This window comes from Streptomyces sp. NPDC029151, from assembly GCF_055564315.1.
Genome location: NZ_JBVHWQ010000012.1, coordinates 1 through 18,073, shown reverse-complemented (window position 1 = coordinate 18,073; position 18,073 = coordinate 1). Strand labels below are relative to the sequence as shown.

Annotated in this window: 16 protein-coding genes; 8 read left to right on the top strand and 8 right to left on the bottom strand. The window is 71.7% G+C overall.

Features of this window, described 5'->3' with window-relative positions; all coding sequences use genetic code 11:
* Positions 1–68: 68 nt before the first annotated feature.
* Positions 69–1,196, bottom strand: a complete 1,128-nt coding sequence (gene pstS, locus ACZ4VF_RS33050; protein WP_467930629.1) for a phosphate ABC transporter substrate-binding protein PstS — start codon at positions 1,194–1,196, stop codon at positions 69–71.
* A 324-nt stretch (positions 1,197–1,520) separates the two neighbouring features.
* Here pstS and ACZ4VF_RS33045 point away from each other — a divergent pair, with 324 nt between their 5' ends.
* Positions 1,521–3,092 (top strand): FAD-binding oxidoreductase, encoded by a 1,572-nt coding sequence (locus ACZ4VF_RS33045; protein WP_467930628.1) that lies wholly within the window; start codon positions 1,521–1,523, stop codon positions 3,090–3,092.
* A 763-nt stretch (positions 3,093–3,855) separates the two neighbouring features.
* Here ACZ4VF_RS33045 and ACZ4VF_RS33040 read toward each other — a convergent pair.
* The 6 genes from ACZ4VF_RS33040 to ACZ4VF_RS33015 all read right to left on the bottom strand — a co-directional run bounded on the left by ACZ4VF_RS33040 (position 3,856) and on the right by ACZ4VF_RS33015 (position 9,292).
* Positions 3,856–4,593, bottom strand: a complete 738-nt coding sequence (locus ACZ4VF_RS33040; protein WP_467930626.1) for a hypothetical protein — start codon at positions 4,591–4,593, stop codon at positions 3,856–3,858.
* A gap of 54 nt (positions 4,594–4,647) precedes the next feature.
* Complete coding sequence (locus ACZ4VF_RS33035; protein ID WP_467930625.1) at positions 4,648–5,355, bottom strand: phosphatase PAP2 family protein; 708 nt, start codon at positions 5,353–5,355, stop codon at positions 4,648–4,650.
* A 237-nt stretch (positions 5,356–5,592) separates the two neighbouring features.
* Entirely contained in the window at positions 5,593–6,594 is a 1,002-nt protein-coding gene (locus ACZ4VF_RS33030; protein WP_467930624.1) for a C40 family peptidase, read from the bottom strand.
* Positions 6,595–6,686: 92 nt separating this feature from the next.
* Positions 6,687–7,463, bottom strand: coding sequence for a trypsin-like serine peptidase (locus ACZ4VF_RS33025; RefSeq protein WP_467930623.1), 777 nt, complete (start codon positions 7,461–7,463; stop codon positions 6,687–6,689).
* A gap of 87 nt (positions 7,464–7,550) precedes the next feature.
* Complete coding sequence (locus tag ACZ4VF_RS33020; protein WP_467930621.1) at positions 7,551–8,321, bottom strand: SDR family oxidoreductase; 771 nt, start codon at positions 8,319–8,321, stop codon at positions 7,551–7,553.
* Between the two features lie 44 nt (positions 8,322–8,365).
* Positions 8,366–9,292, bottom strand: a complete 927-nt coding sequence (locus tag ACZ4VF_RS33015) for an oxidoreductase (protein WP_467930620.1) — start codon at positions 9,290–9,292, stop codon at positions 8,366–8,368.
* A gap of 80 nt (positions 9,293–9,372) precedes the next feature.
* Here ACZ4VF_RS33015 and ACZ4VF_RS33010 point away from each other — a divergent pair, with 80 nt between their 5' ends.
* The 7 genes from ACZ4VF_RS33010 (at position 9,373) to ACZ4VF_RS32980 (ending at position 17,403) form a co-directional block, all read left to right on the top strand.
* Entirely contained in the window at positions 9,373–9,978 is a 606-nt protein-coding gene (locus tag ACZ4VF_RS33010) for a TetR/AcrR family transcriptional regulator (RefSeq protein ID WP_467930619.1), read from the top strand.
* 318 nt (positions 9,979–10,296) lie between these two features.
* Positions 10,297–10,605, top strand: a complete 309-nt coding sequence (locus ACZ4VF_RS33005; protein WP_014673544.1) for a hypothetical protein — start codon at positions 10,297–10,299, stop codon at positions 10,603–10,605.
* Positions 10,606–10,723: 118 nt separating this feature from the next.
* On the top strand, positions 10,724–11,542 hold the full coding sequence (locus ACZ4VF_RS33000) for a DUF8175 domain-containg protein (protein WP_467930618.1): 819 nt from the start codon (positions 10,724–10,726) through the stop codon (positions 11,540–11,542).
* A complete protein-coding gene (locus ACZ4VF_RS32995) occupies positions 11,532–12,872 on the top strand; it encodes a hypothetical protein (protein WP_467930616.1) in 1,341 nt (446 codons plus the stop codon). The genes ACZ4VF_RS33000 and ACZ4VF_RS32995 overlap by 11 nt, the downstream gene beginning before the upstream one ends.
* A complete protein-coding gene (locus ACZ4VF_RS32990; RefSeq protein WP_467930615.1) occupies positions 12,869–14,428 on the top strand; it encodes an SCO6880 family protein in 1,560 nt (519 codons plus the stop codon). Before ACZ4VF_RS32995 ends, ACZ4VF_RS32990 begins: the two co-directional genes overlap by 4 nt.
* 12 nt (positions 14,429–14,440) lie before the next feature.
* Positions 14,441–15,853, top strand: coding sequence for an ATP-binding protein (locus tag ACZ4VF_RS32985; protein WP_467930614.1), 1,413 nt, complete (start codon positions 14,441–14,443; stop codon positions 15,851–15,853).
* Between the two features lie 14 nt (positions 15,854–15,867).
* Entirely contained in the window at positions 15,868–17,403 is a 1,536-nt protein-coding gene (locus tag ACZ4VF_RS32980) for a type IV secretory system conjugative DNA transfer family protein (protein WP_467930612.1), read from the top strand.
* Here ACZ4VF_RS32980 and ACZ4VF_RS32975 read toward each other — a convergent pair.
* Positions 17,400–17,966: a GNAT family N-acetyltransferase gene (locus ACZ4VF_RS32975; RefSeq protein ID WP_467930610.1), complete on the bottom strand. Its 567-nt coding sequence runs from the start codon at positions 17,964–17,966 to the stop codon at positions 17,400–17,402. The two genes, ACZ4VF_RS32980 and ACZ4VF_RS32975, sit on opposite strands and share 4 nt — an antisense overlap.
* Between the last annotated feature and the right edge of the window lie 107 nt (positions 17,967–18,073).

The following is an 18,073-nucleotide window of genomic DNA, read 5'->3' as shown; positions in this document are numbered from 1 at the left end:
CATGGCGGCGGTGCACCGGACGGTGCGGCCCGGCCCTGTCGGGTACCGGACCGCACTCTCGGATCAGGTCAGCTCAGGCCCTCGACGGTGGTGCGGACCTTGGCGATGATCTCGGCGGGGACCGGCGCGTAGCCGATGCCCGGGAGGATCTTCTGGCCGTCCTCGCCGGCGATGTAGCGCAGGAAGGCCTTGGTGGCGGGCAGGGTGTCGGACTTGTTGCCCTTGTCGCAGACGATCTCGTAGGTGACCAGGGTGATCGGGTAGGCGCCCTCGGCCTTGGTCTTGTAGTCCAGCTGGAGGGACAGGTCCTTGCCGGTGCCGACGACCTTCGCGGCGGCGATGTCGGCGGTGGCGCTCTCGGAGCTGGGCGCGACCGGCTTGCTGGCACCGGTGTCGATGGAGACGGCCTTGATGCCGTCCTTGACGTAGGACAGCTCGAAGTAGCCGATGGCGCCGGAGGTCTGCTTGACCTGCTGGGCCACACCCGCGGACTGCGGGGCGGACTGGCCGCCCTTGGCCTGCCAGGCCTTGCCGCCGGAGTACTTCCAGTTGTCCGGGGTGGTGGCGATCAGGTACTTGGTGAAGTTGTCCGTGGTGCCGGACTCGTCCGAGCGGTGGAACGCCTGGATCTTCAGGTCGGGCAGCTTGGCGCCCTTGTTCAGCGCGGCGATCGCCGGGTCGTTCCACTTCGTGATCTTGCTGTCGAAGATCTTGGCGAGCGTCGGGGCGTCCAGGACCAGGTTGTCCACACCCGGGACGTTGTAGCCGACGGCGATCGGGCCGCCGACCATCGGCAGGTCGATGCCCTGGCCGCCCTTGCAGACGCTCTTGGAGGCGGTGACCTCTTCGGGCTTCAGCGCGGAGTCGGAACCGGCGAAGGCGACCTGGCCCTGCGTGAACGCGGTGACACCGGCGCCCGAGCCGCCGCCCTTGTAGTTGATCTGCACGCCGCAGGCCTGGGAGAACGCCTTGACCCAGGCGTCGATCGCGTTCTTCTGCGCGGAGGAGCCGTCTGCGAGCAGCTGTCCCTTGGCGTCGTCGCACTTGATCGAGCCGGCGTTGGCGGACGTCGACGGGTTGCCCGAGTCCTTGCCGCCGTTGTCGTCGGAGCCGCACGCCGTCAGGGCCAGGGCACCGGATACGGCGACAGCACCGAGGGAGAGGGCGCGCAGCCGGTTCTTGCGCTGAAGCTTCACTTTCGGAGGTTCCTTCCAGGAGCCGCCGCTGTCGGCGGCGCGCGAGGTCATAGAGGTCCGTGTGCGCCGTTCCTGGCCGCACTCGGCACCCGGTACGGCCGAAATTAGGCAGAACAGGTGAAGCCGCCGATGGCCGGAAGTGAACGGGGAGTGAACCCCTGCCGTCAGTGCGGTGAGGTCACGGAATGCTTACGGGGAGAGCACATGGAGGTTCCGACGACCGGCATCGCCCTGGCCTGTCCCCGATGTTCTTCACCCGTCCGGGGGAACCCTGTGCCCCGGCACGTCGTCTCGTTCCAGGAGAGCCGAGGAAAGGCGACGGACATGGAACGGCGTACGTTCATCTCGGGTGGCGCGGCCGCCCTGGCGACGACCGCACTGACCGCGTGTGGTGCGGGCGGAGGCACGTCCGCCCACGCGTCGGCGCACAGCGGCACGCCGGCGCGCTCCTCCTCGCTCACGGCCCTGAGGACCACCAGCGCGAGCGCCGCCGCGAACTGGGCGGCCCTGGCCCGGGACCTGGACGGCACCCTGGTGCGGCCCGGTGACGCCTCCTGGAAGACCGCCCACCAGCTGTACAACACCCGCTTCGACGGTCTGAAACCGGCCGCGGTGGCCTACGCGGCGCACGCCGACGACATCCGTACGACGCTGGCGTACGCCCAGGCGCACCGGATCAAGGTCTCCATACGCAACGGCGGCCACTCGTACGCCGGCTACTCCTCCGGCGACAACCGGCTGATCCTCGACGTGTCGAAGCTGAACCGGGTCCGGGCGAGCGGCGGCCAGGCCGTCGTGGGCGCCGGCGCGAAGCTGATCGACGTCTACCGCGCGCTCGCCGCGAAGGGCGTGACCATCCCCGCCGGCTCCTGCCCCACCGTCGGCGTCTCCGGTCTGGTGCTCGGCGGCGGCCACGGCGTCGCCTCCCGCGCCTACGGCCTCACCTGCGACAGCCTCACCCAGGCCATCCTGATCACCGCGGACGGCACCCAGGTCACCGCCGACGCCACCCACCACTCCGACCTCTTCTGGGCGCTGCGCGGCGCCGGCAACGGGAACTTCGGCGTCGTCACCGAGCTGCACTTCACGACCCACGCGGCACCGCAGGCCATCACCGCATACCTGACCTGGCCGTGGTCGAAGGCCGCCAAGGTGCTGAAGGCCTGGCAGGAGTGGGGCCCGAGCCAGCCCGACGAGATCTGGTCGTCCCTGCACCTGGCCTGCTCCCCGGGCCGCACCCCGACCATCTCCGTGGCCTGCTTCTCCCTCGGCACCTACGGCGAGCTGCAGAACGCCGTGGACCGCCTGGCCCACCTCGCCGGCGCGAACGCCGCTTCCGTCACCCTGCGCCGCCGGGGCTACGAGGAGGCGATGGAGATCTACGCCGGCTGCTCCTCCTTCTCCACCGACGCCCAGTGCCACCTGCCCGGCTCCACCCCGGGCCGCTCCCCGCAGGGCAAGCTCGGCCGGGAGACGTACGCGGCCCGCTCCGACTTCTTCGACCGCTCGCTGTCGGCGGCCGGCATCCAGACCGTGCTGAAGCAGATCGCCTCGGTGCGGGGCGGCGGGGGCAGCATCGCGTTCACCGCGCTCGGCGGCGCCGTCAACCGGGTCTCCCCGACCGCGACAGCCTTCGTCCACCGCCGCTCACGGATGCTGGCCCAGTACATAGCCTCCTGGGGCGCGGGGTCCTCCGGCTCCACGGCCCAGTCCTGGCTGACCTCGGCCCACACCGCGATGAAGCCGTACGCCTCCGGCGCCGCCTACCAGAACTACACCGACCCGACCCTGAAGGACTGGAAGAAGGCCTACTACGGGGACGCGGCGGCCCGGCTCGCGAAGGTGAAGAAGAGCTACGACCCCCAGCGCTTCTTCTCGTACGCCCAGGGCCTGTAGCGGACGCCCCGCAAACGGCCGAGGCCCTGACCGGACCTCACTCCCGACCCGGGCCTCCCCGGCGGCCAGGCCTGCAACGGGCCGGATCCCACGGAGGGGCCGAACCCCCGGAGCGGACCAGGCCTCCCGGCGGACCAGGCCCCACGGACGGGCCGCCCCCCGGGGCGGACCGGGCCTCGTCGGCGCGCCGAATCTCATGCACGAGCCGGGTTCCTGGAACACACCGGCCGCCCGAAGCACCGGCCTCGTCGCCGACCCGGTCTGCAACGGGCCGGACCCACGGGCCGGCGGCCCGTCTGGAGCGGACCAGGCCTCCCCGGCGGCCCGGGCCTCATACCCGGCCACCCCGGGACGCACCGGGCCACCCCGAAGCACCGGGCCTCCCCGCCGAACCAGACCTGCAACCGACCGCACCCACGGACCGGCCGAACCCCCGGGACGCACCGGGCCACCCCGAAGCACCGGGCCACCCCGCCGAACCAGACCTGCAACCGACCGCACCCCACGGACGGGCCCCCGGAGCGGACCAGACCTCCCCGGCGGACCAGGTCCCACGGACGGGCCGACCCCCGGGGCGGACCGGGCCTCGTCGGCGCACCGAATCTCACGGACGAGCCGGGCCCCTGGAACACACCGGCCCACACCGGCCACCCCGAAACACCAGGCCTCCCCGCCGAACCAGACCTGCAACCGACCGCACCCCACGGACGCCCCCCCGGAGCCGACCAGGCCTCCCGGCGGGCCGGACCCGGCGTGGGCGGCCTCAGCAGTGGCAGATCACCCCGACCACGACGGCCTCCGGATCGAGGTGTTCCAGATAGTCGTCGGCCCACTCCCAGTAGCCCTCGTCGGCGCCGTCCCGCCACCGCCCCTCCAGCGTGAGCAGGGCGTACGAGGGGACGGCGGTGCGCAGTGCGCGCTCGCGGGCCGCGGTGTGCTCCCCGGCGAAGTAGGCGACGGGGTCGGTGGTCAGGAAGCCCCTGCCGAAGTGCGGATCGCCGGCGAGCGCCCGCTGCACCACCTCCTGCACCAGCGGCTGGAGCAGGTGCTCCTCCTTCGCCCGGTCCAGCGGACACCCCTCCGGGTCGGCCTCGTGCCGGGCGACGAACGCGGCGAGCGGACGGGCCGGCGGGTGCGCCGCGACGAGCTCGTCCCAGGCGGCGCCCAGCGCGTCGTACGCCTGGACCGCCTGCCGCCGCATGGCCTCGAAGTCGAGCAGCCCGCGGGGGCCGCCGAAGCACTCCAGCGGGCCGAGCGACTCCTCGGGCCGGTAGTGGGGGACGTTGGCGGGCGTGAGGAGCCGGGGGTCGCCGTCGTGGGCGGGCCGGACGAGGAAGGGACTGTCGAACGGCACGTGGACGGCCCACCCGTCCCACTCGCCGACCGGGTTCCAGTCGTCCGTGCCGTTCATGTCGTACGGCGCCATGGCCACGGCCGTCGCGTCCGGCACCCGCTCGGGCGGGGTGGGCGGCAGGCACACCGTGGCGTAGAACTTGGTCATGCGCGGGAGCGTACGGCTCCGCCGCCGCACGGCGCCCCCGGGTTTCGCCCGCGGCTAGGCCGCCAGGTCCCGCTCCTCGGTCTCCACCGGCTTCCGGGCGCCGGGCAGCAGGGTGTTGTCGCCGCCGTTCCCCGCCGCCGGGCGGCGCCGCACGAGCCGGCCCAGCCGCGGCGAGCGCTCCACGGCCCGGACCAGCGGGGTGAGCAGGGCCGTGGCCGGCGGGCACAGCAGCAGGACGACCGCGGTGCCGAGCGCGAAGCCGCCGACGACGTCCGTCGGGTAGTGCACGCCCATGTAGACCCGGCAGAAGCCCTCCAGCAGGGCCAGGCCGATGCCGGCGAGGCCGAAGCGGCGGTTGGCGACGAAGAGCCCCACGCCGAGCGCCATCGTGATCGTCGCGTGGTCGCTGACGAAGGAGAAGTCGCTCTTGCCGGAGACCAGGACGTCCAGACCCTGGTGGTCCACGAACGGGCGGGGGCGCTCCACGAAACCCCGTATCGGGACGTTCACGAGGACGGCGAGGCCGGCCGCGAGCGGCGCCCACACCAGCGCGGCCATCGAGGACGGCGCGTCCTCCCCGCCCCGGCGCCGCACGGACCACCAGCACCACAGGACGAGCAGCACCATGGCGAGCAGCAGGCCGTACTCGCCGACGAACTCCATGACCCGGTCGAACCAGTGCGGTGCGTCCTTGGCCAGGCCGTTGATGTCGTAGAGCAGGTCGACGTCGGGGTTCGATCCGGAATCGGCGAGTACAGCCATGGTGCTGCGGCCCCTTCGTCGTCTACCGGACGCACCTCGTGTGCGCCGCTCCTGCCCCCGTGTTGCGTAGATCCGCTTCCGCTGTACTGCCGTCCTGCCCGCACTGACGTCCGCTCGGCTACGTCAACAGGAACGCACGGCCCCCGTCTATACGTTCCACTCTCCACGGAATGATCACGCAGACGTTATCGAAGAGAGACTCATCGCCGCAGCTCAGGGGGTGGGTTCACGCTCGGTTCACACCGCCGTGGGGAGCGCTTTTGCGCCATCTTCGGTGACCCGGGTCGCGCCGAAGTAGTCGGGGGTGTCGATCGGGTCGAACCGGATCACGGCACCCGTGCGCGGGGCGTCGATCATGTAGCCGCCGCCCACGTAGATGCCCACGTGCCGGATGGCCCGCGAGTCGGTGAGGTCGTCGGAGAAGAACACCAGGTCGCCCGGGAGCAGCTGGTCCCGCGAGGGGTGCGGCCCGGCGTTGTACTGGTCGTTGGCCACCCGCGGCAGGGTGATCCCGACCTTCTCGTACGCGGCCTTGGTCAGGCCCGAGCAGTCGAACCGCCCGCCCTGCTCGGCGGTGCCGTCGCCGCCCCACAGATAGGGCGTGCCGAGCCGGCTCTGCGCGAAGGCGATGGCACCAGCGGCCTGCCGGGTGGGGTCGATCCGGGTGACCGGCGCGGCGAAGCTCTTCTCCAGGCTGCGGATCCGCTTGACGTAGTTCTGCGTCTCGCTGATGCCCGGCACCCCGCCCGCCCGGATGACCCGGTAGGCGCCCGCGTTGTAGGCGGCGAGCATGTTGTCGGACACGTTGCCCGGAACGTCCTTGACGTACTTGGCGAGTTCGCAGTCGTAGGAGGCCGCCGACGGGATCGCGTCGTCCGGGTCCCAGATGTCCCGCTTGCCGTCACCGTCGCCGTCGATCCCGTGCGTCGCCCACGTGCTCGGGATGAACTGCGCGATGCCGCGCGCGTCGGCCGGGCTGACGACGGTCGGGTTCCACCCGCTCTCCTGGTACAGCTGGGCGGCGAGCAGCGCGGGGCTGAGCGCCGGGCACAGGTTCCCCCACTTCTGCACCAGCGACTTGTAGGCGGCCGGCACGGCCCCCTTCGCCAGCCCCCGGCTCCCGGCGGTCACCCCGCCCAGCAGGTTCCCCGCCACGAGATACACGCCGACGACGAGCAGCATGACGAACCCCATGCCGAGCGCGACGGCCGCCCCACCGATCACCCATACCTTCCGCACGGTTCAACTTTCCCCCATGCGGGCGCCTTTCAAGGCTCTTTGCGCGCGAAGTGGCGGCATTTCACAGCCGCGGCCGCCCGGGTGACGCGCCCTCAGCGGCCGGCGGTCGTCGCGTCCCGGTACAGTTCCGCCGCCTCGTCCCCCAGGACCACGCTGTAGGAGGTGTCGGCCGTGGTGCCGCCCTGGTCGTGGCCGCCCAGGACGCCGACGACCTGGCCGTCGCCGTTGACCCAGGGGCTGCCGCTGGTGCCGCCGGTGAACTCCGGACAGTCGATGCGCTGTTGGGTGCGGCTGTGCGGGGTCGGCCTGTTGGTGCAGGTGATGGGGGTCTCGCGGGAGTCGGGGTAGCCGGTGACGGTGACCGCGGTGGCACCGGTGGCCGTCCCGGTCGCGAACCGCCCGGCCCCGACCACGTCCTCCAGCCGCCTGCCGCCCGGCTCGGCGACGGCGGCGAAGGCGACATCGCTGTCCTCGTCCTGCCCCTCGGCCCACCCCTCCGGCAGGAAGCGCCTCGTCACCTTCCACACCCCGTAGGGCGCCCGCCCGTCCCGGTAGCCCGGCACGAACACCAGCCCGTCGTCGTCGGCACCGGCCACGCAGTGCGCCGCGGTGACGATCAGGTCGCCGCGCGGGCTGTGCACCACCGAGGCCGTGCAGAAGTGCCTTCCGGCCGGCCGGTCCACCCGGTCCGCGCCGAACAGCGCGCCCACCCGCGCGCTCTGCCGGGTCGCGGCGGCGTCCGCGGTGACCCCGAGGGGCCCCCGCCCGTCGTCGGCGGCGGCCACGGAGGCCGAGGTCAGCGTGAGCATCACCACGGTGCCGAGCAGCGCGGGCCGCGAGGTGAGCGAGAGGCGTGAGGTGCGCTTCATCACGGGTCACTCTTTCCCGCGAAGGTGAGAAACCTGCTGCGACTTCCCTGAGATTTTCCTGTGAACCGGCCGAAGAGCCAGGTCCGGTCAGAACGTCGTCGTCATCCCGCCGTCGACCGCGATCGTCTGCCCGGTGATGAAGGACGCCGCGTCGCTCGCCAGGAAGACGACGATGCCGGCGATCTCCTCGGGCCGTCCCCAGCGGCCCAGCGCCGTACGGGTGCGCAGCCAGCGCGTCCACTCCGGGTCGGCGGCGAGTTCCGCGTCGGCCTCGGCCGCGAAGGTGCCCGGCACGACCGAGTTCACGGTCGTACCGCTCGGCCCCAGGTCCGCCGCCAGCGCCCGGGTCAGCCCGTCGAGGCCCGCCTTGGCGGTGGCGTAGCCGACGTTCCCGGTACGGCCGAGGCGGCCGACCACCGAGGAGACGTTGATGATCCGGCCCGCCACCGCGCGCTCGGCCAGCCCCCGCGCCACCAGCTGGCTCAGGGTGTACGCCGAGGTCAGATGGGTGTCGAGCAGCGCCGTCAGCTCGTGCGGCGCCGGCTCGGCGAGGCTCAGCCGGTCGCGGTGGCCGACGTTGTTGACGAGGATGTCGACGCCGTCCAGCGCCGTCAGCGCCTGCTCGGCCGCGTCCCGGTCGGTGACGTCGAAGGCGGCCGCGGTGACCTCGTACCCGCCCTCGTCCCGCAACCGGGCCGCCGTCCCGGCCAGCGCGCCCGGGTCACGGCCGTTCAGTACGACGCGGGCCCCGGCCGCGGCCAGCCCGCGCGCCATCTCCAGCCCGAGCCCGCGCACCGAGCCGGTCACCAGGGCGGTACGGCCGGTCAGCCGGAACGGCGCGGGCACGAAACCGGTCATCCCCCGCCTCTCCGTGGTGGGCCGCCCGGATCACGCCCCTGCCGTCACCGTACCGTCGCCTTCAGCGGCCACTCCACGCCCGTCAGCTCCTCGGACAGCGTCCACAGCCGCCGCGCCGCCGCCGGATCGCTCGCCGCCGCGCTGCGGCCGACCAGGGTGGGGGCGCCCCGCATCTCGGCGGGTCCGTCGGGGCCGACGTAGGCCGCGCCGGGCAGGTCCTGGGTGGCCGCGTAGAGGGTGGGCAGGGCGCCTGCCGTGTCGTCCTGGGCGAGGAACCTGTTGCCGATCCGCATGGCCGTCCGTACGACCGGGTTCGCGCTGTGGCTCTGGAGGTTGGTGGCCGCCCATCCGGGATGGGCCGCGAGGGCCCGCACGGCGGAGCCGGCCTCGGTCAGCCTCCGCTGGAGTTCCAGCGTGAACAGGAGGTTGGCCAGCTTGGACTGGGCGTAGGCGCGGGTGGGGTGGTAGTTCCCGCGCAGGTTGACGTCCTCGAAGTGGATCACCTTGCCGCCCCAGCGGTGCGCGCCGGACGCCACCGTCACCACCCGGTCGGTCACCTGGGGCAGCAGCAGGTTGGTCAGCGCGAAGTGCCCCAGGTGGTTGGTGCCGAACTGCATCTCGAAGCCCTGCCTGGTGCGCTGCTCCGGCAGCATCATCACGCCCGCGTTGTTGACCAGCAGGTCCAGCGGGCGGTCCCAGCCTGCGGCGAACTCCCGCACCGAGTCGAGGTCGGCCAGGTCCAGCCGGCGCACCTCGGTGCTGCCGCTCACCCGCGCCGCGGCGGCGCCGCCCCGGGCGAGGTCCCGTACCGCGAACACCACGTGGGCCCCGGCTCCGGCCAGCGCCCGGGCCGCGGCGAAGCCGATGCCGCTGTTGGCGCCGGTGACCACGGCCGTACGGCCGGTCAGGTCGGGAAGGTGGGTCGCGTTCCACTTGCCGCGCTTGCCGCGCGTCACGGTCGTATCAGCCATGCCCCCAAAGTAGGCAGCGACAACAATGCTGTCAATGACAACAAAGATGACAACGTCAACATCGCGATACGATGATGCGCATGCCCCCGTCGCCCGCCAGCCGCCCCTACCACCACGGAGACCTGCGCGCCGCCCTGCTCAGGAGCGCCGAGCGCACCCTGCGGGAGAAGGGGGTCGGCGCGCTCTCGCTGCGCGAACTGGCCCGGGACACCGGAGTCAGCCACGCGGCCCCGGGCCGGCACTTCAAGGACAAGCAGGCCCTGCTCGACGCCCTCGCGCTGGACGGGTACGAACGCCTCAACCAGGCCCTCGCCACCGCCGACGCGCCCCCGGACCGCCCCCTGGAACAGCGGATGACGGCCCTCGCCCGCGCCTACCTGGGCTTCGCCGTCGAGAACCCCGCACTCCTGGAACTGATGTTCGCGCGCAAGCACGAGCCCGACCGGACCGCCCAGCTCGCGGCGGCCGTCGACCGCTCCCTCGGCTCCTTCACCCGGCTGGTCGCGGACGCCCAGGACCGGGGCGAGATCGTCCGCGGCGACCCCGAGCGCATCACCCTGGTCGCCGCCGCGACCCTGCACGGCCTGGCCGCCCTCATCGCCGGCTGCGCACTGGACGCACAGGAGGCCCTGGCCGGCCTGGACGACCACGTCCACCTGCTCCTGCACGGCCTGCGCCCCCGCTGAGCCCCGCCGGCGACCGACCGGACGCACCACCCCGCGTGAGAACATCGACGCGGCGCTTCACCCGACCGGCCGTCAGAAACCGCGCCAGGCAGTGAAGTGGCACAACGAGCGAACCACACACCAGGTTCCGCTCCGACCTCGTTGCCCGGCGTGAACCGCCGTGATACACAGAGTCACCATACGCGCTATTCGTACGAAACCCGCCAGTCAATGACGTCAAGTCGACATACGTTGGCGACGTTGTCGGCGACAATGAGGCCTGACCTCTGCACACCGCAGGGGCACTCGCGGAACTACCCACCAGGGGCGGTGACTTACATGCTCTTTGCGGCCGACAAGGGAGACATCAACACCATCATCGGCGGAATCGCTCCGGACTGGGGCCCCTTCGGCAGCCTGGGCAACGAGGCCAAGGTGATGATCGAGGTGGTCATGGCCGTGGCCATCCTCCTCTGCCTCGGCATCGCGGTGTGGGGCGCGGCGAAGCAGCGCATCGGCGCCACGGCCCTCCGGGACACCTTCAGCGCGGAACAGGGCAAGGGCCTCATCATCGCCGGTCTCACCGGGGTGTTCATCATCGGCTCCCTCGGCACACTGTTCACCATCGTGTACGGCATGGCGGTCTAGCCCCGGCCCCCTCAACCCGAGGTTGCGTTTCCCTGATGTCGAGTCACCACACCGCGCCCGTGCGGGAGCCAGCACGGCTACCGTCGTATGCCTACGAGGGTGAGGGAGCGCACACGGCATGAGTCCCGGAGACGAACAGGGCTACACCGAGACGGGCCACACCCGCACCCGCCTCCCCGACCCCGACCCCTACGGCGGCGCCCCCCGCCGCCCCCACCGCTCCTCCTCCCGCAGCCTGGTCACGGTGGTGGGCGTGGTCGTCCTCCTCATCGCCGCCATCGCCTTCGCCAATCGGGGGGGTGGGTCGGGAGGGGGTGACGCGGCCACCAAGAACGACCGGCCCAAGGCCGCGACGACCGCGGCCAGCGGAACCAAGCCGGTGGACACGAAACCCGGCACCATCCCCACCGGTTTCCCCCACACGGACCAGGGGGCACAGAGCGCGGCGGCGAACTATGCGGTGGCGCTGGGGTCGGCCGAGATGTTCAACAAGGCCAGCCGTGACTCGATCCTGCAGGTCATCATGACTCCGTCCGGAGTGGCCAGTTCCGAGGCGGCGTTCGACAAGGCGTACACCCCTGCTTTCAGCAAGAGCCTGGGTCTGAACGACGACGGCACCGCGCCGAAGGGCAACACGTTCGTCTCACGTACGAGCCCCATCGGCACGAAGCTCACCGAGTCCACCGGAAACACGGCCACGGTCGAGGTGTGGTGCAGCGGTCTACTCGGTCTCGCGGGCGAACATTCCACGAACCCGGTCACCAACAGCTGGTTCACGATCACGATGAAGCTCGAGTGGGCCGCCGACGACTGGAAGATCATCTCGCATTCCCAGAAGGAAGGCCCCGCTCCTGTGCCCGGCGACGACAGGGCCTCCAGTGCCGAAGAGATGTCAAAGGCCATCGATGAGTACGGAGGGTTCACCTATGCCCGCTAACCGCCGCGTACTCATGCTGACCGGCGCGGTCACCGCCGTCCAAACAGCCGCGATTCTCACGGCCACGCGGGCCTTCGCCGATCCCACCGCCCCGTCGTCACCCACGCCGACGGCTACGAAGAGTGGCGACGCCTGCGACCTGATCCACGGCGCTGCTCGGGAGTTCTGCGAAAAAGACAACAGCTCCTCAGGCACCTCCGGCACCACCCCCACCAACCCCCTCACCGAAACCCTCGACCCCCTCGCCTCCCTCGCCAAGGGATGCGCGGACGCCGCCTCGTGGACCATCGGGAAGCTCAGTGACGCCGTGAAGGAGACCGCCAACGTCGACTTCACCAACCAGGCCTTCCTGAAGCAGTACGCCATCGTCTTCGCCGCCTCCACGATCCTCACCCTCCTCCTGTGGCTGCTCGCCGTGGCCAAGCGCGCGGTGCGAGGCGTGCCGCTGACCACCGCCATCTCGGAGGCCGTCGGCTTCCTCTGGCTGACCGTGCTCGCCTCCGCCTTCACCCCCCTGATCCTGTACACCGTCGTCTCGGCGGCGGACGGCGTCACGGACGTCCTCGCGAAGGCCACCGGCGACCAGGCCGACACGTTCTTCGGCACCTTCTCCGGCGCCCTGAAGAAGGGCAACGACATCGGCGGCGGCCCGATCATGCTGATCGTCGTCTCCCTGGTCAGCATCCTCGCCGCCGGCGTCCTCTGGCTGGAGCTGGTCATCCGCGCCGCGCTGCTCTACGTCGGCGCCCTCCTCGGCACCGTCGTCTACGCCGGCCTGGTCGACAAGAACCTGTGGGGACACGTCCGCCGCTGGGCGGGAATCATGATCGCCGTGATCCTCGTCAAGCCGGTCATCGTCATCGTCCTCGGACTCGCCGGCGCGCTCTCCGGCGACAACGGCCCCGACGCCTTCGGCGCCGTCGTCTCCGGTCTCGCCATCATCCTGCTCGCCATCTTCGCCAGCGCGATGATCTACCGCTTCGTCCCCGGCTTCGGCGACGAGATCGCCGGCTCCCGCAGCAACCGCATCATGCAGGGCGCCGAGAGCAAGGCCGCCGCCGTCATCAGCTCCCCCGCCACCCTCGTCGCCCAGGGCATCAAGACCCACAGCACCCGCGCCGACAGCAACGCCGCCCAGGGCGGCTCCAGCACCCCCCGCCCGGCCAACCCCGCCACCGGCGGCGTCGCCGCGCACAGCAGCCGTACCCCGACCGGGAGCACCGGCGGAGCAGTCCCCTCCGCCACGCCCGCGCCCCGCGCGGCCAGCCCGGTCAACACCCCGCACGCCAGCAACACCCGCAACAACCGCTCGGGAGGTGAAGGGCGTTGACGACCGAGTCCCACCTGTCCCATCCGGTCACGCCCCGCCGTACGTATCTCATCGGCCGCGCCCGGCCGAACGCGATCGTCGGCCGCAACCGCGAATCCGGCGAGATCGCCCTGATCATCGCCGGCGCGTTCCTCGGCATGATGTGCGGCCTCCTGGTCCCGGTCCTCTCCCTGCGCATCGTGCTGCTCACCGGCTTCCCGCTGCTCGCACTCGCCGCGGTCTACGTGCCGTACAAGCGCCGCACCTTCTACAAGTGGTTCGAGATCAACCGCTCGTACAAGCGGACCGTCAAGGGCGGCAGGGCCGTCTACCGCTCCGCCGCCATGGAGGCGGGCACCCGGATCGACGGACGCGAGATCGAGGTCGGCCCGCCGCCCGGCATCGGCCGCATCACCTGGCTCGCCGCCCCCTTCGGGCCGGACGAGATCGCCGTACTCCTGCACGCCGACCGCAAGACGGTCACCGCCGCCATCGAGATCGAGGGCCCCGGCGTCGGCCTGCGCGACTCCGAGGACCAGGAGGCCCTGGTCGACCGCTTCGGCACCCTGCTCAAGCACGTCGCCAACGGCGACGGCTTCGTCACCCGGCTGCAGATGCTCGCCCGGACGCTGCCCGCCGACCCGGACGCCCACGCCAAGGACGTCACCCTGCGCGGCGACGCCCGCTCCCCGGACTGGCTCCAGCAGTCGTACGACCAGCTGCAGTCCATGGTGTCCACCAGCAGCGAGCAGCACCGCGCCTACCTCGTCGCCTGCATGCACTACACCCGCGAACTGGCCGCCGAGGCCCACGCCATGGCCCGCGCCGTCCGCGCCCGCGGCGGCAAGGTCGACCGGGACGCCGGGCTCGCCGTCGTCATGGCACGCGAGCTGACCGACATCTGCTCCCGCCTCCAGGAAGCCGACATCCGGGTACGCCAGCCGCTCGGTCAGGGACGGCTGGCCTCCCTCATCCACTCCATGTACGACCCCGACCACCCCATCGACCACATCCAGGCGATGACCCAGCGCAACGCCTGGCCGGCCGAGCTGGACGCCATGGAGCCCACCTACCTCCAGGCGAAGACCCGCGAGTCCAGCACCCGCGCGCCCTGGTGCCACGCCACCGCCTGGGTGAAGGAGTGGCCCATGACGCCGGTGGGGGTGAACTTCCTGGCACCCCTCCTCGTCCACACCCCGGACGTCATCCGCACGGTCGCCGTCACCATGGACCTCGAACCCACCGAGGTCGCCATCGAGCGCATGCTGACCGAGAAGACCAACGACGAGGCCGAGGCGTCCCGCGCCGCCAAGATGAACCGGACCGTCGACCCCCGGGACATCGCCGCGCACAACCGGCTCGACCAGCGCGGCGAGGACCTCGCCAGCGGCGCCGCCGGCGTCAACCTGGTCGGCTACATCACCGTCTCCTCACGTTCCCCGGAGGCCCTCGCCCGCGACAAGCGGACGATAAGGGCCTCCGCCGGCAAGTCGTACCTCAAGCTGGAGTGGTGCGACCGGGAGCACCACCGCGCCTTCGTGAACACACTTCCGTTCGCCACCGGCATCCGAAGGTAGGGGCTGTCGCCGATGCGGGATCCGCTGTCCGTCCTCACCGAGGCCTTCACCTCCTTCCTCTTCGGGAAGGTGGAGACGACCCGGCTGCCGGTGCGCACCTCCACGGGCCAGGCCCAGGCCGTCTACCTGCCCACGGCCGCGCCCGGCCTGGGCGACTCCGGCGTCATCATCGGCCGCGAGGTCTACTCCGGGAAGGGCTACATCTACGACCCCTTCCAGCTGTACGGCCAGCAGCTGCCGGCCCCGCACTGGCTCGTCCTCGGCGAGTCCGGCAACGGCAAGTCGGCGCTGGAGAAGACGTACGTCCTGCGCCAGCTCCGCTTCAAGGACCGCCAGGTCGTCGTCCTGGACGCGCAGGGCGAGGACGGCGTCGGCGAGTGGAACCTGATCGCCCAGGAGCTGGGGATAACGCCGATCCGGCTCGACCCGACGGCCGCCCTGAACCACGGGATCCGGCTCAACCCCCTGGACCCGGCGATCACCACGACCGGGCAGCTCGCCCTGCTCCGGACCATCATCGAGGTGGCGATGGGCCACGGCCTGGACGAACGGTCCGGCTTCGCCCTGAAGGTCGCCCACTCGTACGTCAACGAGAGCATCGTCGACCGCCAGCCGGTCCTCTCCGACATCGTGGAGCAGCTACGGCACCCCGAGCCCGAGTCGGCGGAGGCGATGAACGTCGCCATAGACGACGTACGGGCCTGGGGCCTGGACGTCGCCCTGGTCCTGGACCGCCTGGTCGACGGTGACCTCCGGGGCATGTTCGACGGCCCGACGACGGTCGGCATCGATCTCGACGCGCCCCTGATCGTCTTCGACCTCTCCCACATCGACCGCAACTCCATCGCCATGCCGATCCTCATGGCGATCGTGGGCGTGTGGCTGGAGCACACCTGGATCCGCCCCGACCGGAAGAAGCGCATCTTCCTGGTCGAGGAGGCCTGGCACATCATCAACAGCCCGTTCGTGGCCCAGCTGTTCCAGCGGCTGCTGAAGTTCGGGCGCCGGCTCGGCCTGTCCTTCGTGGCGGTCGTCCACCACCTGTCCGACGTGGTCGACGGCGCCGCCGCGAAGGAGGCCGCGGCCATCCTGAAGATGGCCTCGACCAGGACGATCTACGCCCAGAAGGCCGACGAGGCACGGGCCACCGGCCGCGTCCTCGGCCTGCCCCGCTGGGCGGTGGAGATCATCCCAACCCTCACTCCCGGCATCGCGGTCTGGGACGTCAACGGCAACGTGCAGGTGGTCAAGCACCTGATCACGGAGACGGAACGGCCCCTGGTCTTCACCGACCGCGCGATGACCGAGTCCTCCAGCGACCTCAGGGCCGACGACGCCCTGCACGCGGCCGAGCTGGAGGCCGAACAGCGGGCCGCGGCCTTCGTGGAGCAGCACCTGGGCGACTCCGAGTCGACGGTGGCATAGCAGGGGAGCGCAGGGTGAGACCGGACGACCGCCGCGACGACCGCCGTGACAGCCGTCGGGAGGGCCAGGGCGGCATTCCCGACGGCCTGCTGATCGGCATGCTCGCGTTCCTCCTCGGCATGACCGTGCTGGTGTGGACGGCCACGGGCCTGGCCGCCCTGCTCGCCCAGGGCGCCTGGCCCACCGGTGTCACCTTCACCCGCACCCCGCTGGCCATGCGCCACCTCATCGGCCGGCCGCACGACCTCACCGGCGCCTGGCCCGGCACCCCACCGGCCCAGCTGTCCGGCTGGGGCCTGTTCTGGGGCCTGTTCATCGGCCAGTTGATGATGCTCGTCGTCCTCACCGTGTTCGTGCTGGGCGCGGTGGCACGGTGGCGGGCGGGGAAGGCGCGACGGGGCACGGTCCGGAACGTGGAGGCGGTGCGGGCGGCCACCGACGTGGCGGGTACGGCCGAGACGGTCCCCCCGGTGACGCCCGCCGCACCCGCACCCGCACCGACACCAGCGCCGGCACCGGCCCCCGCCCCCGGGCCGCCGCTGCACGAGATCCCGGTGCCCCGCAGCGAAGCGGTACCGCGGGCCGCGGATCCGGTCCCGGCCGCCGCCGGCGGCCCGGCGGACGGCTGGGAAAGGCTCGTCATCGCGCCCAGGGAGAGCCGCCACGCCACCGCGGCCCGGGCCGTCCAGGACGCCCCCGGCCCCACGCTGGTCGTCACCTCGAACCCCGCCCTCTGGTCGGAGACGAAGGACGCGCAGGCCAAACTGGGCCCCGTCCTCCTCTACGACCCGACGCACCTGTGCGACACCCCGGCCCGCCTGCACTGGTCCCCCACCGCGGGCTGCGAGGACAGGCAGACGGCCCTGCACCGGGCGACGGCCCTGCTCGCCCCCGTCCGGCCCACCGCCAGGATCGACCAGGCGGTGGCGGACACGGCGACCACCCTCCTGCGCAGCTATCTGCACGCGGCCGCGTTGGAGAGCCGCACCGTCCGCCACGTCCACCGCTGGTCGCAGGGCACCCAGGTCCAAGAGGCCGTCCGCACCCTCCGGACCCACCCGAAGGCCGCCCCCGGCGCCGCGGGCGAGCTGGAGGCCGCCCTCACGGCGCATCCCGAACGCCGTGACATCGCCCAGGAGCTGACCGGGAGGGCCCTGGCGGCCCTCTCCACGGTCAACGTCCGCGAGGCGTGCACTCCGAACCGAACTGATGCCCTGGCCTTGGATTCCTTCGTCCACGAAGCGGGCACGCTGTATGTGGTCGGTGAATCCATCGAGGACCCCAGGAGCGATCCGGGCGCGATGCCGCTCCTGACGGCCCTCGTCTCCAGCGTGGTCGAGCGCGGCCGGCGCATGGCCGAACGGTCATCCTCCGGTCGGCTCGACCCACCACTCACCCTGGTCCTGGACGACATCGCGGCCGTGGCCCCGTTCCCGGAGCTGCCGGCCCTGCTGGCCTCCGGAGCGGACCAGGGCCTGCCGACGCTGGCTCTGCTCCGCTCCCGCGAACAGGCCCGCTCCCGCTGGCCGCACGAGGAGCTGCCCGTCTAGGACCGCGGCTCCAGCACGAACTCCAATTCGGTCTCGGCCTCGTTCTTGGAGAACGCGACGACCCGGCCACTCGGCTCGAAGCCCAGCTTCCGGTACGCCGCCTGGGCCCGCGTGTTCTCCCGGTGGACGAACAACCGCACCCGTTCGGCCTCCCGCTCCCACGCCCAGGCCACACCGGCCTCGAAGAGTGCCTCGATCAGCCCGTTGCCCCGGTGCTCGGGCCGCAGGAACACCCCGACCATGTGTCCCTGCCGTCGTTCGACCGGGAACCCGGCCCAGTCCTTGCTGCCGCCCTCCTCGATGAGCAGGGTGACCGAGCCGGCCCATGTCCCGTCCGGTGCCTCGGCGATGAACTGCCGGGCCGTCGTGGAGCCGACACCGGAGCGAACGGCCCGTTCCTGCCAGAAGGAGTCCGGCTGGGCCGCGGCGTTCTCGTAGGTCTCCAGAAAGGCCAGGTGCGCGACCGGGTCCTGAAGGGCGTCCAGTCGCAGCTCCTTCACCCGCTCCCATTCGTCGGGACGTATCGGACGAACGGTGTAGTCATTCCTGGCGAGAACTGTCATGGGGCCACCGTAAACGCAGAAAACCCCCGCATCGACCCGATGCGGGGGTTTTCCCAAAGATTGTTCGGCGGCGTCCTACTCTCCCACAGGGTCCCCCCTGCAGTACC

Coding starts and splice junctions, on each gene's coding strand:
- ACZ4VF_RS33045 (WP_467930628.1), top strand. CDS start 1,521: ATGGAACGGCGTACGTTCATCTCGGGTGGCGCGGCCGCCCTGGCGACG.
- ACZ4VF_RS33040 (WP_467930626.1), bottom strand. CDS start 4,593: ATGACCAAGTTCTACGCCACGGTGTGCCTGCCGCCCACCCCGCCCGAG.
- ACZ4VF_RS33035 (WP_467930625.1), bottom strand. CDS start 5,355: ATGGCTGTACTCGCCGATTCCGGATCGAACCCCGACGTCGACCTGCTC.
- ACZ4VF_RS33025 (WP_467930623.1), bottom strand. CDS start 7,463: ATGAAGCGCACCTCACGCCTCTCGCTCACCTCGCGGCCCGCGCTGCTC.
- ACZ4VF_RS33020 (WP_467930621.1), bottom strand. CDS start 8,321: ATGACCGGTTTCGTGCCCGCGCCGTTCCGGCTGACCGGCCGTACCGCC.
- ACZ4VF_RS33015 (WP_467930620.1), bottom strand. CDS start 9,292: ATGGCTGATACGACCGTGACGCGCGGCAAGCGCGGCAAGTGGAACGCG.
- ACZ4VF_RS33010 (WP_467930619.1), top strand. CDS start 9,373: ATGCCCCCGTCGCCCGCCAGCCGCCCCTACCACCACGGAGACCTGCGC.
- ACZ4VF_RS33005 (WP_014673544.1), top strand. CDS start 10,297: ATGCTCTTTGCGGCCGACAAGGGAGACATCAACACCATCATCGGCGGA.
- ACZ4VF_RS33000 (WP_467930618.1), top strand. CDS start 10,724: ATGAGTCCCGGAGACGAACAGGGCTACACCGAGACGGGCCACACCCGC.
- ACZ4VF_RS32995 (WP_467930616.1), top strand. CDS start 11,532: ATGCCCGCTAACCGCCGCGTACTCATGCTGACCGGCGCGGTCACCGCC.
- ACZ4VF_RS32985 (WP_467930614.1), top strand. CDS start 14,441: ATGCGGGATCCGCTGTCCGTCCTCACCGAGGCCTTCACCTCCTTCCTC.
- ACZ4VF_RS32975 (WP_467930610.1), bottom strand. CDS start 17,966: ATGACAGTTCTCGCCAGGAATGACTACACCGTTCGTCCGATACGTCCC.